15 protein-coding genes and 1 tRNA gene are annotated in these 15,527 nt (G+C 45.2%); 10 read left to right on the top strand and 6 right to left on the bottom strand.

Features of this window, described 5'->3' with window-relative positions; translation table 11 throughout:
• Positions 1–232: 232 nt before the first annotated feature.
• The gene (locus tag Q4A14_RS05310; RefSeq protein WP_303170479.1) at positions 233–1,306 is read right to left on the bottom strand and encodes a YeiH family protein; all 1,074 of its coding nucleotides are present in this window, start codon (positions 1,304–1,306) and stop codon (positions 233–235) included.
• A gap of 343 nt (positions 1,307–1,649) precedes the next feature.
• Complete coding sequence (locus tag Q4A14_RS05305) at positions 1,650–2,087, bottom strand: type I restriction enzyme HsdR N-terminal domain-containing protein (RefSeq protein WP_303170478.1); 438 nt, start codon at positions 2,085–2,087, stop codon at positions 1,650–1,652.
• A gap of 53 nt (positions 2,088–2,140) precedes the next feature.
• Here Q4A14_RS05305 and holA point away from each other — a divergent pair, with 53 nt between their 5' ends.
• On the top strand, positions 2,141–3,163 hold the full coding sequence (holA, locus tag Q4A14_RS05300) for a DNA polymerase III subunit delta (RefSeq protein WP_303170476.1): 1,023 nt from the start codon (positions 2,141–2,143) through the stop codon (positions 3,161–3,163).
• Between the two features lie 6 nt (positions 3,164–3,169).
• Entirely contained in the window at positions 3,170–3,748 is a 579-nt protein-coding gene (locus Q4A14_RS05295) for an NUDIX domain-containing protein (RefSeq protein WP_303170475.1), read from the top strand.
• Between the two features lie 7 nt (positions 3,749–3,755).
• Here Q4A14_RS05295 and yihA read toward each other — a convergent pair whose 3' ends face one another.
• On the bottom strand, positions 3,756–4,364 hold the full coding sequence (gene yihA / locus Q4A14_RS05290) for a ribosome biogenesis GTP-binding protein YihA/YsxC (protein ID WP_303170474.1): 609 nt from the start codon (positions 4,362–4,364) through the stop codon (positions 3,756–3,758).
• A 331-nt stretch (positions 4,365–4,695) separates the two neighbouring features.
• Between yihA and rpsU the strand changes: the two genes are divergently transcribed.
• The 8 genes from rpsU (at position 4,696) to Q4A14_RS05250 (ending at position 11,854) form a co-directional block, all read left to right on the top strand.
• On the top strand, positions 4,696–4,887 hold the full coding sequence (gene rpsU, locus Q4A14_RS05285; protein WP_303170473.1) for a 30S ribosomal protein S21: 192 nt from the start codon (positions 4,696–4,698) through the stop codon (positions 4,885–4,887).
• A gap of 403 nt (positions 4,888–5,290) precedes the next feature.
• Positions 5,291–5,770, top strand: coding sequence for a cytidine deaminase (gene cdd, locus Q4A14_RS05280; RefSeq protein WP_303170471.1), 480 nt, complete (start codon positions 5,291–5,293; stop codon positions 5,768–5,770).
• Between the two features lie 23 nt (positions 5,771–5,793).
• The gene (gene dnaX, locus Q4A14_RS05275) at positions 5,794–7,533 is read left to right on the top strand and encodes a DNA polymerase III subunit gamma/tau (protein WP_303170470.1); all 1,740 of its coding nucleotides are present in this window, start codon (positions 5,794–5,796) and stop codon (positions 7,531–7,533) included.
• A gap of 97 nt (positions 7,534–7,630) precedes the next feature.
• Positions 7,631–8,836, top strand: coding sequence for an aminopeptidase C (locus Q4A14_RS05270; protein ID WP_303170468.1), 1,206 nt, complete (start codon positions 7,631–7,633; stop codon positions 8,834–8,836).
• Between the two features lie 213 nt (positions 8,837–9,049).
• Positions 9,050–9,120 (top strand) — tRNA-Gln (locus Q4A14_RS05265).
• Positions 9,121–9,294: 174 nt separating this feature from the next.
• A complete protein-coding gene (locus tag Q4A14_RS05260; protein ID WP_303170466.1) occupies positions 9,295–9,957 on the top strand; it encodes a DUF4840 domain-containing protein in 663 nt (220 codons plus the stop codon).
• A gap of 15 nt (positions 9,958–9,972) precedes the next feature.
• A complete protein-coding gene (locus Q4A14_RS05255) occupies positions 9,973–10,539 on the top strand; it encodes an RNA polymerase sigma factor (RefSeq protein ID WP_303170464.1) in 567 nt (188 codons plus the stop codon).
• Entirely contained in the window at positions 10,532–11,854 is a 1,323-nt protein-coding gene (locus Q4A14_RS05250; protein ID WP_303170463.1) for an outer membrane beta-barrel protein, read from the top strand. The genes Q4A14_RS05255 and Q4A14_RS05250 overlap by 8 nt, the downstream gene beginning before the upstream one ends.
• A gap of 220 nt (positions 11,855–12,074) precedes the next feature.
• On the opposite strand, the gene Q4A14_RS05245 is transcribed toward Q4A14_RS05250, so the two are convergent.
• The 3 genes from Q4A14_RS05245 to Q4A14_RS05235 all read right to left on the bottom strand — a co-directional run bounded on the left by Q4A14_RS05245 (position 12,075) and on the right by Q4A14_RS05235 (position 15,525).
• On the bottom strand, positions 12,075–13,796 hold the full coding sequence (locus Q4A14_RS05245) for a DUF4153 domain-containing protein (RefSeq protein WP_303170462.1): 1,722 nt from the start codon (positions 13,794–13,796) through the stop codon (positions 12,075–12,077).
• A 95-nt stretch (positions 13,797–13,891) separates the two neighbouring features.
• Positions 13,892–14,614, bottom strand: a complete 723-nt coding sequence (locus Q4A14_RS05240) for a YjjG family noncanonical pyrimidine nucleotidase (RefSeq protein ID WP_303170461.1) — start codon at positions 14,612–14,614, stop codon at positions 13,892–13,894.
• A 32-nt stretch (positions 14,615–14,646) separates the two neighbouring features.
• A complete protein-coding gene (locus Q4A14_RS05235) occupies positions 14,647–15,525 on the bottom strand; it encodes a hypothetical protein (protein ID WP_303170459.1) in 879 nt (292 codons plus the stop codon).
• Positions 15,526–15,527 lie beyond the last annotated feature (2 nt).

Raw genomic sequence — 15,527 nt, 5'->3', positions numbered from 1 at the left:
CGTTTACGTTTTCTATTCTCTATTCTTTACTTGTCAATATGTCTATGATCGCTTTTCAAGTCATCCGACCAGTCAACCGGCGAATTTGGGTGCAAAGTTAACAACAACTTTTGACTCTTACAACACCGAACCAAAAATAATTATCACCCACCCCTAAAGATCGCCTATAAAAACAGTCTAAAACAGGCTGAGAAACAAAGCCTTTAGAAAGGAGATAACGTTCCTAAAAAAATCAAGCCAACAAAACCGGAATGGTATTTACCAGAAGATAGCCAAAGCCGATCAACCACAAAAACAGTATGCCGGCCATAATAAACGGACGCAGACCGGCCTCTCGAAACTTCGCAAACATGGCATCCATACCTAAAGCTGTCATAGCCATAGTGAGGGCAAAGGTATCTACCTTTTCGATCACACTTATGATATATCTGTATTGCTCTGAAATGTTCAACACTTCGGCAAAATGAAGCAAAAGGGTATTAAGCCCTATGATAATCATGAACCAAATGGCAAACCAAGGAATAGCAATACGACTTCTATCACCCCCTTGGTCTCCCTTACGTCGGTTCAAAAAGAAGCTGATGATCAAAAGAACCGGCGCGAGTAATATGACTCGAATCATCTTTGTAATCGTGGCAATCCCTGCCAACTCAGGCACACCTGACGCGGTACTCATTGCCTCTCCCGCTCCTGCCACATGAGCAACTTCATGCAAAGTAGACCCGGTATATATACCCATGACCTGAGGAGACAAATCAAAAACTCCCATACTATATAATATAGGATACAGCAACATGGAGATTGTACCAAAGATGACCACAGTGGCTACGGCAATCACAGTCTTCTCGGGCTTGGCCTTGACAACGGACTCGGCACCCAATACCGCTGCCGCCCCACATACAGCACTCCCCACAGCGGCAAGAAGAGCCGTTTCTTTATCAAGACGAAGAATTTTCCCAACAAATATCCCCAGCAATATGACAGACGTAACAATCAGCACGTCTATCACGAGAGCAGACACACCGACACTGACAATACTACCAAGGGTGAGACGGAAGCCATAAAAAACAATGGCAAGCCTCAATATTCTTTTGGAGCAAAACTTCACACCCGGCACCCAAGACTCGGGCATTCGAGCTCGCAAGGTATTGGCATATACCATGCCTAAAAGTATACCTATAATAAGCGGGCTGATCTTGAGGACCTTTCCGACAAAAGGGATCATGCCGATACCCCATGCTATAGTTGCCATAATGACCACAAGCAACAATCCGCTGAAAAAGCCTCGATTCTTAGCTGAATCCATAAAATATTGAATACCTTTTCAATTCGAAATAAAACTTAAAAAACACCTCAAAGGTAGTTATTATTTCAACAAAATACACTCGAGTGGAGGCATACGCATCTGAGGACATCATACGGAACATTATGACACAAGACATCAGAGAAATATCCCGGCATCTGTGGTTGGCCTGCATACAAGGGCCGACGATCGCTTTAGACCTAACTCTATGCACCCTTTGAAAGGTTAGACAAGTTGAGAAAACAAGTTAGACAACCTTCGATCGAAGGTTGTCTAACTTGTTTTCAACCCTTCTACACCTTTTCACCGACTCCATAGCTCACAACATCAGATGAGCACAGAGAATTTATAAGCCGAGTAAAGCAGAACAAGTCGGTAGATGCGGAAGCTGTTGGGTCACAGCACCGTCGTAACCAACATGAAAAACACCGATCTGCGCACCGTTGGTGATGACGATGTAGGGGACACGGAGGACAGAATTATATCTGAACACTTGGTCGATGACTGCCTGAGTGAGTTTGATGTGTGGCGCTTTGTACTCTATGACCATGACAGGTTGGAGCCTTTTGTCGAAGACTACAGTGTCGCATCGCTTCTCAAGTTTGCCCACCTTGATAGAAAATTCATTCGCCATAAGTCCGGCGGGGTAACCAAGCTGCTCAATAAGGTAGCGGACAAAAAATTGCCTCACCCCCTCTTCCGGTGTGTGGGCAACATGTTTTTGCCTGAGAGGGTCAAAGATTGTTTCCCTCGGAGTCTTGTCTGCACCTGCATCTTGCTTCATCTCAATAAAAGGTATAAATTTGTCGTTACACAACCATTTACCACACAAAGATAATGGCAAAATCCGAAGATCCTGCATCCGTACTCAAAAGTATCCGAAAAGATAAACCTCCGCACAACATATACATGCTGTATGGAGACGAACCCTACTTTACGGACAAGATCGAGCGCAAACTCGTGGCGACCTATATGCCCTCCGATGCAATGGACTTCAACTACACACTGCTCTATGGCAATGAAACCAATGGGGCGGATGTCACCACAGCGGTGATGCGTTATCCGATGATGAGTGAGCGGGTGGTCGTTGTCGTCCGCGAAGCTCAACACCTCTCGGGCGTCGATACTCTTGAAGCCCTCACGACACGCCTCCCGGGGAGCAACATCCTTATCCTTTCGTTCAAAGGGGCGAAGCCCGACGGCAGACAGAGGGCTTTCAAGGCTTTAGAAAAGGCTGGTTTGGCCGTGGAGTCAAAGGAGATACGCGAGTACGAGATGCATAAGTACATCGACAACCTTGCGGACGAGCATGGCTTGAAGCTCGACAGCTCGGCTTTGCAGATGTTGATGGAGCATCTCGGCACGGACATCGTACAGATCGACAAAGAGCTGGAAAAACTGGAAGTCATCGCCCAAGAAAATGGTTCGTCTCTCGTCACGGGCGAAATGATCGAGAAGTACACATCTGTAACGAGACAGGTAAGCATATTTGAACTGAAAACAGCCATTGCCAACAAAGACAGGGGCAAAGCCACCAAGCTTGCTCTCATGATGGGAAATGACCCGAAAGGCTCCCCCGTGCAAGCAACAATCTCAATGCTTTTCAATTACTTTAGTGACCTCTTGATAGCTTTTTATTCACCCGACAAAAGTGAAGGTGGGGTGATGAAGCACCTCGGACTAGCCAAACCTTTTCAAGTCAGAGACTTCATGGCCGGTCTCCGCTGTTATCAACCCAATAAAGTGATCAACATCATCACCTATCTGAGAAAGTGCGATGCTCGTAGTAAAGGGATGTACGGAGGGTACACAAACCAGAGTGAAGTCCTCACGGACATGGTATACTTCATTCTTCACTAAACACCTATGCCCTTGACACATCACCCCTTATCTCAGTTTGAGTATTGTCCCCGCTGTGGAGATCACGGCTTTGTCCCCAATAACGCCAAGTCCAATCGCTGCAAAAAATGTGGATTTGTGTACTACATCAATCCCTCATCGGCATGTGCAGTACTGATCACAGACTCCAAAAACAACCTACTCGTGGCTGTAAGAGCTCACGAGCCCGCCAAGGGGACTTATGACCTGCCGGGAGGGTTTGCAGACCTGAATGAATCCATCGAGCAGAGCGTTGCCCGAGAACTCCTTGAAGAAACAGACATGGACATCAATAGCGAGAGCGTACAGCAACAGATAAGCAGTCCCCTCCGATACTTATTTTCAGAACCCAATACCTACTTGTATAGCGGATTTGAAGTCCCTACGGCCGACCTCATCTTCCACATCGGGATAATGGACCTGACGGCATATGCAGGTAAAGGAAGAGATGATGTCAGTGAACTTTTGCTCATCCCTTTATCGGAGCTGAATCCGGAGTTTTTTGGACTCCCATCCATAAAGAAGGTAATCCGGAGAGTCATAACAGAACCCGAGCTACTAAGGTAAACCCTTCCTACGATTCTGACCTTATAGCCTTCTCGATGCTTTCGATATAAGACAGTATCTCATCGCGTCCATCCCCCTTTTCAGAAGAAGTAACAAACATCGGAGGCAATTCCTCCCAGTCCTCCGACAAGCGGACCTTATAGCGTTCTACACTGGCTGCTGCTGCACCCTTGCTCAGTTTGTCAGCCTTAGTAAAAACGATGGTGAAAGGTATGCCATGCTCCCCCATATCATTGATAAAATCGATGTCGATCTTCAAAGGTTCATGGCGTATATCAATCAGGATAAATAGATTGGTCAGCTCTGCACGTTTGTATATGTATGAGTAGATAATGTTCTTGAACTCCCCTCTCTTTTCCTTAGAAGTCTTGGCATAACCATAGCCGGGCAAGTCCACGATGTAGAAATCATCATTGATCAGGAAGTGATTGATGAGTTGGGTCTTTCCGGGCAATTGAGATGTCTTTGCCAACCCCTTTTTACGCGTAAGCATATTGATGAGCGAAGACTTTCCCACATTGGAACGCCCGATAAAGGCATACTCAGATCGCCCATCTTGAGGACACTTATCTATCTCCGTGTTGCTGATCACAAACTCTGCACTCTTGATCTCCATATATCTGTCTTTTATGATTGTTAGGATTCCAAAGTTACAAAAATTAGTGCGACAGCTCAGCGCCCCTCAAGGGGCTGTACGGTGCTGATTCGGTCCTCCTACCCTGCATCACCCTCGGACAAACACCTCAAAATCCCCGAAAAACATTATACCTTTCTCAAAAAGGATGCCACCGTAATGCCTGGAAAAGAACAAAACAGGTACAAACTATTGTATATTACGGAAATATATGATAACTTTGCACGACTGAAACGTAGATACGTATCAGATAATTAGAGCATAAGCAATATAATTAACTACAACAAAATACAACATTCGAAAGTAAAGAACTATGATTATCGTTCCATTGAAGGAGGGCGAAAACATCGAAAGAGCCCTAAAGAGATTTAAGAGAAAATTCGAAAGAACAGGTACTCTTCGCGAACTAAGAAGCCGTCAAGCGTTTGTTAAGCCTTCTGTCATCAACAGAAAGAAGATGGAAAAGGCGAGATACATCCAACAGCTTCGTTCTCAAGAAGATTAATACTCCATCTTTCGAGATTATCAACATGCCGATACCCAGATAAGAGGGTCAGGCAGTATTTATTCTTTTAATCTTCAACCTTAGGAGGTGTTGTATTAGATATACCGAAGAGGGTTATCCGTATGGATGACCCTCTTCTTTTTTTTTGTTTCAAAGCAAGAACAAAGTCTGCCGGCGACAATCCGCCAAAAGAAGGTTAGACATCTGTCGAAATCAAGTTGTCTAACTTGACGAATCAATGTGTCTAACTTGAAGCATCAAGTTAGACAACCTTTTTTGGGACTCGCCAAGAAGACCATAAAAAAGGGAGTAACATAGGCTTGAAAAAGGAAGTGATATTTACTGAAAAATAGCTATCTTTATACCCCGAAGAATACAGGCGACTGTAAGTCACATTAGGACTATGGATAAGGACATCATCATACCTATAACGATAAAGACTTATGAGGAACTTTCGTCGCAGGAAAGGCTTCTCATAGACGAAGCAAAGAAAATCGCAGAGGGTGCCTATGCACCCTATTCGCAGTTTTCTGTCGGCGCAGCGGTTTTACTCGAAAATGGACAGATCATTACGGGATCGAACCAAGAAAATGCCGCCTATCCATCAGGCACTTGTGCCGAGCGCACAGCAATCTTCTATGCCAATTCCCAATATCCTGACGTCCCTGTGGTGACAATAGCCATCATAGCCATCAATGGAGGTAAGATCGTGGATGGACTGTCCCCATGTGGTGCATGTCGTCAGGTACTTGCCGAAGTCTCGACAAGATACCGCAAGCCCTACGCCGTGATCATGGCCGGAAGCAAACATCACACTATAATAAAAGACAATAGGCTGTTACTACCACTGACGTTTGATGCCGATGTCCTGAATGACAGATAATCCACCTCTATAGGGATACGTTTATGAGCACACACCAAGTATCAGCACTGAAGTTCCGTCCGGCCACATTCGCTACCGTAGTAGGGCAAAGTGCACTCACCACCACCCTCAAACACGCCATACAACAGGACAAGTTGGCACATGCCTACCTATTCTGCGGACCTCGAGGAGTGGGTAAGACGACGTGTGCCCGCATATTTGCAAAGACCATCAACTGCTCCAATCGTACAGCCGATGGTGAGCCCTGCAATGAGTGCGAAAGCTGTGTGAGCTTCAACGAACAACGCTCGTACAACATACTGGAGATGGACGCAGCATCGAACAACTCGGTCGATGATATGCGCGAGCTCATAGAGAAGGTCCGCATAGCCCCTCTCGGAGGCAAGTATCGGGTCTATATCATCGATGAGGTGCATATGCTCTCCACTGCGGCATTCAACGCATTTCTAAAAACTCTCGAAGAGCCCCCCGCTCACGCGCTCTTTATCCTCGCGACGACAGACAAGCACAAGGTACTACCTACGATCATATCGAGATGTCAGGTATTTGACTTCTCTCGGATATCGGTAGATGACATCAGCAATCAACTGCGTTATGTCGCTCAGACTGAAAACATAGCATTTGAGGAAGAAGCCCTGCAGATGATAGCCGTACACGCAGACGGAGGTATGCGCGATGCACTGAGCATTTTTGACCAGATCGCAGGCTTCGGCCGTGGTACGATATCATACAAAGGTGTACTCGAAAACCTGAATCTCCTCGACGAGGCGGATTATTTTGAGATGCTTGCCTATATCCTCATGGGCAATCATACCAAGCTCCTTCTGCTCATCAATCGTATCATCGGACGAGGTTTTGAGCCGGGGCGCATCACATCCGGGTTTGCCAACTTCCTGCGCAATGTCTTACTTGCCCAAGATCCTGCCACATTTCCGCTCATACAGACAGCGGAAAGCATACGCTTGCGTTACCAAAAAGCCGGAGCGGCATGCAAACCTGCACTGATATGGAAATGCCTCAAACTGGCTTCGGCATTTGAGTCCGAATACAAGTACTGTGCATCTCAGAGACTGGCTCTCGAGGTGACCTTACTATCGATGTGTGAGCTATCGACATCGTCCGAACTCAACGCTCCGACAATGGGAGTACCGACGAAAACACAGACTCAGTCCGCCCCTACTCCTCCGGCACAAAACAATACACCGGCAGAGAGTAATTCGGCACCTCAACCCACCACCGTAGGGACTCTTTCCGTAAAGGGGACAACAGCGCCCAACACCACTACTCAGGGGCACATCAAAAAGACAGAAACAAGCCGTCTGAAAGAGCGTCTCAGCTTTTCCCTAAAAGGTAAGGGTGAAGCAGAAAGCGTATCACAACAACAAAAAAGGGACAAAGCATTTACCCAAGATGAGTTGCAAGATGCATGGCGAGCATTCACCGCAACGCTCACCACACAGATGCTCGTCAAGCAGACGATGCGAGACTGCCTCCCCATACTACTGGAGGACGGCACGGTCGAAGTCCCGGTCATCAGCCCTCAGCACTCTCAACACCTGCACAATATAGAGTCCGAACTCATGACCTATCTTGCGGACAGACTTGAGAATGACTGCATACAGATGCAGATCAAGTTGTCTAATGAGCGTGCTCAAGGAGAACGCATCCCCATACGAGTGGATGAGAAGATGGAATATTTCGCAAGAAAATCGGAATGGTTTGGCAAGTTCGTCAGTGACTTGGGACTCAGACCAAGCATGTGATAAGGCAGGGAATAAAGTACGATTGCGTAACAGACATATAGCAACTAAATAACTAATAATTCAATACTAAACATTAAACCATTTAACAAACAAAACGATGAAGAAGATCCTTTCACTCGGACTTTTGGCAGGCGTTCTGAGCCTCAATGCCTTCGCGCAGGAGCCAAAGGTAAACACAGAATCTTACGAATTCACTCCTGTCAAGGAGCTTAAGATCACATCTATCAAAGACCAAAGCAGATCAGGTACATGCTGGTCATTCTCAGGTCTTGGTTTCTGGGAGATCGAAGCATTCCGCAACACAGGCATGGAAGTCGACCTTTCACCAATGTTTGTCGTCAGCCACTCATACAAAGACAAGGGAAGGATGTACATCCGTATGCACGGCAACACCAACTACACTCAGGGTGGTTCGTTCTACGATGTCCTCTATGTCCTCAAGCACTATGGTATCGTACCTATGAGCGAAATGTCAGGTCTTAACTATGGCACCAAGAACCACGTCCACAATGAGATCGAAGCTGTATCAATGGGATTTCTCAAGGGGCTCAATGCAGAAATGGAAAAGAGCAATAACCTCAGCACTGCTTGGACAAAGGCATTTGACGGCATCATCGACGCTTACCTTGGCAAGGCTCCTGAGTCTTTCACTTTCAAAGGCAAGAAGTACACTCCAATGACATTTGCAAAGACATTGGGTCTCAATCCTGATGACTATGTGTCACTTACTTCATATACTCACCACGAGTTTTACAGGCCTTTCGTGCTTGAGATACCCGACAACTGGCGTATGAGCTCATCATACAACCTTCCTATCGATGAGCTTATGCAGGTCTTCGACCACGCCATCAACAACAACTATGGTATCGCATGGGGCGGTGACGTCAGCGAAACAGGCTTCACTCGCAACGGTATAGGTGTACTCATCGATGCAAAGGCGGCTTCTTCTCGCGGCTCTGACCAAGAAAGATGGGTCGGTAAGGCTGACAATAAGAGCAACGCAATGTCTATCGCACAGATGATCTCTCGTCCAAACTGCCCTGAGATCACTCCGACTCAAGAGTTCCGTCAAGAAGGTTTCGACCACCTTTCACTCACAGATGACCACGGTATGGTTATCTATGGTATCGCAAAAGATCAGTTTGGCAAGAAGTTCTATATGATCAAGAACTCTTGGGGCGAAACAGGTGCGTACAAGGGTATCTGGTACATGTCTGAAAACTTTGCTAAGGGTAAGACCATGAATATCGTAGTCAACAAGAACGCTATCCCTAAGGACATCCGCAAGAAACTCGGTATCTGATCTGCAAGATAGCCTTTAACTCATAAAGCTAAAGAGAGTGTCAAGCCTTGTGCTTTGACACTCTCTTTCTTTTTTCCAATAACCAAAATATATTGAACCTCAAACCATTGACATACTCAAAGGGAACACGGAGACACAAGAGGTAAAAAATGCAGTACCTATATATTTGCGAAATTGATTTTTTTGCCTTACCTTTGCAGTGAAATTGGAGACTGACCCATGGTGTAATGGTAGCACTACAGGTTTTGGTTCTGTCTGTTGAGGTTCGAATCCTCATGGGTCAACTTATCAAGTGAGCGATGTGTCAAGGTATCTTGGCACATCGCTTTTCCATTGTATGTAATTGCAGGAATAAATATTTTTATGAGAGGAAGGTGCAAGGTTACAGAGAATTCAGCATTTACAGAGTAGAAAAGCGAGTAACACTATTATCTTTAACTCATAAATAAAGTACAACTATGAAACGAAAATTCTACACTCTACTGAATTGGAGCACGGTCCTCTTACTGATTTTGGGTCTGACTTCATGTTTGGGGAATAGCCCTGAGCCGACACCAACTCTTCAACAGAAAGCCATGTTTGGGCAGTATAAGGGTAGTATTTTGGTCGTCAAAAAGCAACAGCAGACTCCAAATAGGGCTGATGATGGTCCGAATGTGGCGGAAGGTAAAAAAGATATCATCAAAGAATATGGGGACATGGTAATGTCTATCGATCAGACCATAGTCGTGCCCAACTTCCCACTTGACGTCATCTTTGAAGCGATATTCAGCAAGAAAGCAGGGAAGGAGTCCGTACAATTCCCAAAAGATTACACATTAGAGGCATCTTACCGATACCTCCCCGGGAACAACTTCATCAATGTGTTCCTGAATCCAACACCGATCAGATTTAAGTTCAAGGCAGACGGGATTTCTCAAGAAGATGAAGTGACCGCAATCATCGATGGAGTTGTCACAAGTGCTCTTGTGGGGCTTTACTTTGCACCCGAACGCAAATACACTATGGGGTTGCAGGTAAGGAACATAAAAGTAAATGGAACTGTGGTAGAAACACCGGTAAGGCTATTTTACTACCTGAAGTTTAAGCAGGAAAATAAACAGAAGGGAACAGGAAACTAACTCTTCCTCGAAGAAATGCTCAAGAAGGACAGTGAGGAGATCCTCATAAAGAAAATACTTAACGGAGAACAAAATGCAATGAGAGGTCTCTACGACAAATACAGTGGAGTCCTCTCTACCACTTGCCGGCGGTATATCCCGTATGAGGATGATATGAAGGATGTCCTTCAGGATGCATTCATAAAGATATTTGACAAGCTGAATACATTCCAGTATCGGGGGGAGGGTTCACTACTTGCATGGATGACAAGAGTCGTGGTCAATGAGGCTCTCAAGCATCTTCGGGACACAGGAAAGCGCAATATCGTATCTTCGACATGGGACCTGCCCGATGTCTCAGAAGAGGATGAGCCGGACGGTGTATCAAATATCCCTCCGGAGAAGCTATTGGAAGCCATACAACAACTACCGGACGGGTATAGAGCGGTTTTCAACCTCTATGTCTTCGAACAAAAAAGCCATAAAGAAATAGCACAACTACTTGACATAAACGAAGCCTCATCGGCATCTCAGTACCATAGAGCCAAGAAGGCACTGAAAAAGCGAATCAATGAACTAATCAAACAGCACCAGAATGAGTAACGAAAAATGGATACAGGACCTGCGTAAGAGTGTTGAAAGGCACTCTACGACTCCTCCCAAAGACCTTTGGGCGGGCATCAGTGCCGGTATCACCGGTGCTTCACCCAAAGCGATTCCCCCCAAAAAGGTCAATCCTACATGGACATGGATAGGGATTGCTGCGGCTATCGCTTTGTTGCTTGGGATAGGAGGCATATTCCTCTATCCGGAATCGGACAAGGCTTTAGACCCTATCGTAATCACAGCAACGAACAATGCAGAGACAGATCAATCATCGATTATAGAATCTACCGGCGTAATCATCGCAGAGGCGTTGACGACATTATCCGGCAAAGAAGACACAGGCTCAACACCCTCAAAATCAGGCAGAAATGCAACACATCAATCCACAACTTCTCAGATACAGGAAGTCAAAGTGGAGACTGAAAGTCCGGACATACAAAATCCTATCTCCGATAACAAAAAATCGTCCACCGATACAAGTAGGATAGAAGAGTCGCCTCAGCAAGCGAAGTCTCAAAGGAGAGAACAAGGCAAGAGTGCAACCTTATCTCAATCCCAGACATCCCGGTCTCAACTTAAAAAGGGAAAGACGAAAAAAAGAATTCAGATAGGTGTCGGAGGTAGTGGGTTTACGTTCCACAATACGACACCCAAAGAAGACTTTTCTCCTGTGTATATGCCCTATGACAGCGGTGATCGAGCCTACAAGTCCAACGGAACCTGGACCAATAAAAACGGAGCCAAACCTATCGACGAACTTTTTCAGTCATCTTCGACAACATTCCACCACAGCCGGCCTGCAAGTATCGGGCTTTATCTGCGAGGCGAACTTTATCAAGATTTGAGCTTCGAAACCGGGCTGATGTACCACCGTCTATATTCGACATTTACAAGCCCTGAAAACAGCATGAGACCAACCGGAGATCAGGCTCTCGAATACATCGGTATTCCTTTGGGTCTGACTTACAACATATGGGAAAACTCCCGCTTCTCAATCTTCGGCTCCATCGGAACACAGTTCGCATTCAATGTAAGGAGAAAAGTAAACATAGAGAATGCCGAAGAGCTCTATCCCCTCGAGTCTGACGGACGCATATCTCAGACTTTGGATCGCTTACAGTACTCGCTGAATGCAGGGATCGGGCTTCAGTTCAGCATCACATCGAGACTTGGTCTCTATGTAAAACCCGAAGTCAGCTATTACCTCCACAACGGCAGCGCTGTCGAAACTATCTACAAAACCACTCCTCTCAACATGGGCGTCAATGCCGGAGTGAAGATCGATGTGGGAAGACTGTTTACCTCAAGATAAGCCATAAGCCGATATAAGTAAAATCAGCCTCAAGCAAGTTTACCTTGCCTGAGGCTGATTTTGTTTATGGAAAAAAGGTTGTCTAACTTGCGACATCAAGTCAGACAACCTTTTGTGTCAAGTTAGACACCTTAATTTCGAAGGTTCTATATCCTTCTCCTTGTACATCATCCAAATCAAAAGGAGAGAAACAGTTTTGATGCAGAATATACCGCTCCCACTACTCTTCTTTCAATACCCCGATCATCGTAACATCAAGAAAATCCACGTGCCACTTATCCTCATAGAAAGAAAAGAAGACTCGATCAATGAAAATATCATAATTCTGAAAATTAAATATATACGTCCCCTGAGTCATAGAGATATCAGAGTCATTCGCCTCGTCGAGAGAATAAGTGGAAAAGAGCTCATTGATAATCAAGTCTGCAGGCACCCGAACAAGAATACTGTTTCGGAAGGATATTTGGACAACATCAGGAATTGAAACATCACTGAAGTATAATGCACCTCTCAGCACAGAGCGATAACGAGTGACATCATACTCATGGTTAATATCATCGACTGACAGCCTTATCCTGTGGATGGGCTCCGAGTTCTGACATCGAGGCTTGACATTGTCGATATCCAACTGTCCATACGTCTCTGTGAGCCACAGATCATCCCCCTGAAAACTCAAGTAGTTATATGCTTCCCTAAACTCTGATACACGTTCATCAACGAGCCCTTCTATCTTATTGATCTCCTCGACAGGTAAAAATTTGCCATCCTTGCCTCCGAGAAATCCTAACTCACGCGCCAATGAGACCATGCGGTTTTCCTGAGACATCAGAGACAGTTTTTTCGGAGAAAGGACAAAGTTGTACGACAACCCTCCGATGACGATAAGGATACTGTACAAAAACACACGGAAAACTCTCGAAGGAGAAAAGAAAAGAGCTATCGTAGTCATAAGCATGATGACCCCAATGGCTGCAAGGTAGACACGCAAGACCGTCCAACCATAAGCTGCAACACGCACATAGACAGCCCAGGCAAAGAGCGCGAGAGTCGGGATCATCGCCCATTTATAGTTCCTCGCCAGCCAATCCGTGAAACGAGTCATCTCAAATAGCAAATAGCGAGCAGACAGCACCAAAAGTCCTACGATGAAAAGACTGATGGTGATATACGAGAATATCCCATGTGGCACGATGGAAAAGATAAAAAACTTCAGCAGATACAAGGTGATAATAACCGTGTAGATAGCGACCGCAGGAGACAGGACGTAATTGAACGTAATATTCAGAACGGGAGCCTCCTCTCTCTTCAGCGAAAAGAACACTTCCTCGAGGTATCTGTACATCAAGGGAGCGATGACGAATGGGATGAAAAGATAGACATAGATCTTGTAGCTCTCCTCCGCCTCAAACTCAAAAAGATACAGCAATGCTTCCGAAATACCGACGACCAATCCCCAGATCACACCGACAAGGAAAATGGTTGACAGCAAAGCCATGAGGACATCATAGCCTCTATTGACAATGCTACGATCATCTTTGCTGACACCGGGAAGGGTCACAATCAGCAGAATAACAGATAGAAGATAAGAGACAACAAACAGCTCGGGAGACTTGAATGCTCCTCCTATCCCAAAGAGCCCCCAAAGTAAGAGCATAAGCGCAGGAACAAGATTGAGGATATATTGCCAAAAACGAGAGATGCGATCTTCCATCCTATATAGGAGGACATACGTCAATATCATAAAAGGCAAAGCATATACCCCCAAGAGCTCGGCATCAAACTTTCCTAAAATAAATCCCTTCTCTCGCTCTCCTTCAATGGTAAAGACAAAGAGGAGATACAAAATCAGGGAGTAAATGATCATCATGTTGCTTCGACTTACCACAGCACTGAAATCTGAGGCTTTGAGCTTGAATTTCCGGAAGATTTTTGGATTATTCATAACTGAACGGATATATGACTGTGGACACCTCAATGGGCTTCACAATCGGCTTGAATAAAAAGATATAAGAAGATAAGATATGGGCAGATGCCGACTCAGAGAGGAAGCATATCCCTAAGTAGGGAGGGTATTTGATCAAGTCTCTCGACTTCGTATATAGGAGTCATCCGAGCAATATTGTCTCGCTCTCGGGTTTCACCCGAGGGATTGAACCATATCGAAGGGATACGAGCATTCTGTGCTCCCACGATATCGGCCTCCCAACTGTCTCCGATCATTATCGTCTCTTTGGGTCGACTGTTGGTGACAGAGAAAGCATAATCAAATATACGCTTACTTGGTTTGCTGACACCGGCGTCCTCTGATAGGACAAGATGGTCTATGTAAGGGGCAATACCGGAAACTGTCATCTTAGCTCTCTGCACCTCCCTGAACCCATTAGAGAGGATCACGACCTTGTACATGCTACTCAGATACTCCAAGAGGGCAAAAGCCCCCTCTACCACTCCGGTTTTCTTGGCTGTACCACCAATAAACAGGCTGTTGATCTCAGAGATATCATCCTCCGAAGTGATCCCCACCGGAGCAAGAGTATGCGCAAAGCGATTGTACATAAGTTCTTTCTTGGATATTTCTCCGTGCCGATACAAAGCCCACAGATGCTCATTATATGGGTAGTACTTCTCCCAAAAAACATCAAAAGAACCATACCCTCTACCCCAATCGAGGAGAGAGTATAGTTCTTTCAGTGTTTCTTTGTTGTTCCCCTTGGTATCCCAAAGAGTATCATCAAAGTCTATAAAGACGGTTTTGATCATTCTTGATACAAGAGGAAAGCAACAACAATATATTAGAGATTCACCTCTACGACAAGGTAACGGCTCAGGCTCCAGAATTCCTTAGCATCAAGGATATTTAGAGTCATCTTGCCTTCGCTGTCTTTTACAAACTCATAAGATGAAGAAGGGTGCTGAGTACGCACTCTTGCCTTAGGAGCATATAGAGGGATAGATGTAAGTTCTCTGATATCGACAGATAGGAAATAATCCTTGTTGAAGCCTTCAGGAAGCACTTTTGCGCTTGAGAAGAGTCCACCACCGGAGATGATCTTGTGTTCCTTTAGTTCGGCAACACTACCGAAACAATAGTAAGCAGTATTGAGATCATTGTCTTGTCTCTTCATGATCTCTTCTCTCTGTCTGTTTTCATGAGTGAGATCCTCTACATTTCTTGACAAGTTTGCCACAGTACTATCAAGTTCGTTGATACGGATATCTCTCGAAGCGAGTTCTCTGCGGAGATTTTCCATTTCAGCTTCCTTGAGTTCGAGCTGCTTTGTCATCTGTTTGATCTTAGCAGCAAGAGACTTAGACTTGATATTATTCTTACGAAGTTCTTCGTTGAGCAAGTCAAGCTGTTCTCTACTCTTCTTGAGGTTTTCAGTAAAGATCCTCATGTTGTTGCGGATCTCTTCGCGAGTAGAAGCATTGAGTTCCCCGCTTTTTCTTTTGATTGTCACATAGTTTTCTGCCTCTCTGATGTCTTGGAAACTCTGTTCGACATCATTGATGATAGAGAGCATTTCTTCAAGATTTTGATCTGCAGTGGCAGAGACTGTCAAAAGGGAGTCATACTGCTTCTGCAACTTCTTGTACGCGGATGAGTTTTCACCACAAGATGTAAACAATGCCACTAATGCGCAAACTAAAATAAAATTCAACTTTTTCATAT

Source organism: Porphyromonas sp. (assembly GCF_030529325.1).
GTDB lineage: Bacteria > Bacteroidota > Bacteroidia > Bacteroidales > Porphyromonadaceae > Porphyromonas_A.
The sequence above is the reverse complement of the archived record's forward strand: the minus strand, read 5'-3'. Positions and strand labels throughout refer to the sequence as shown.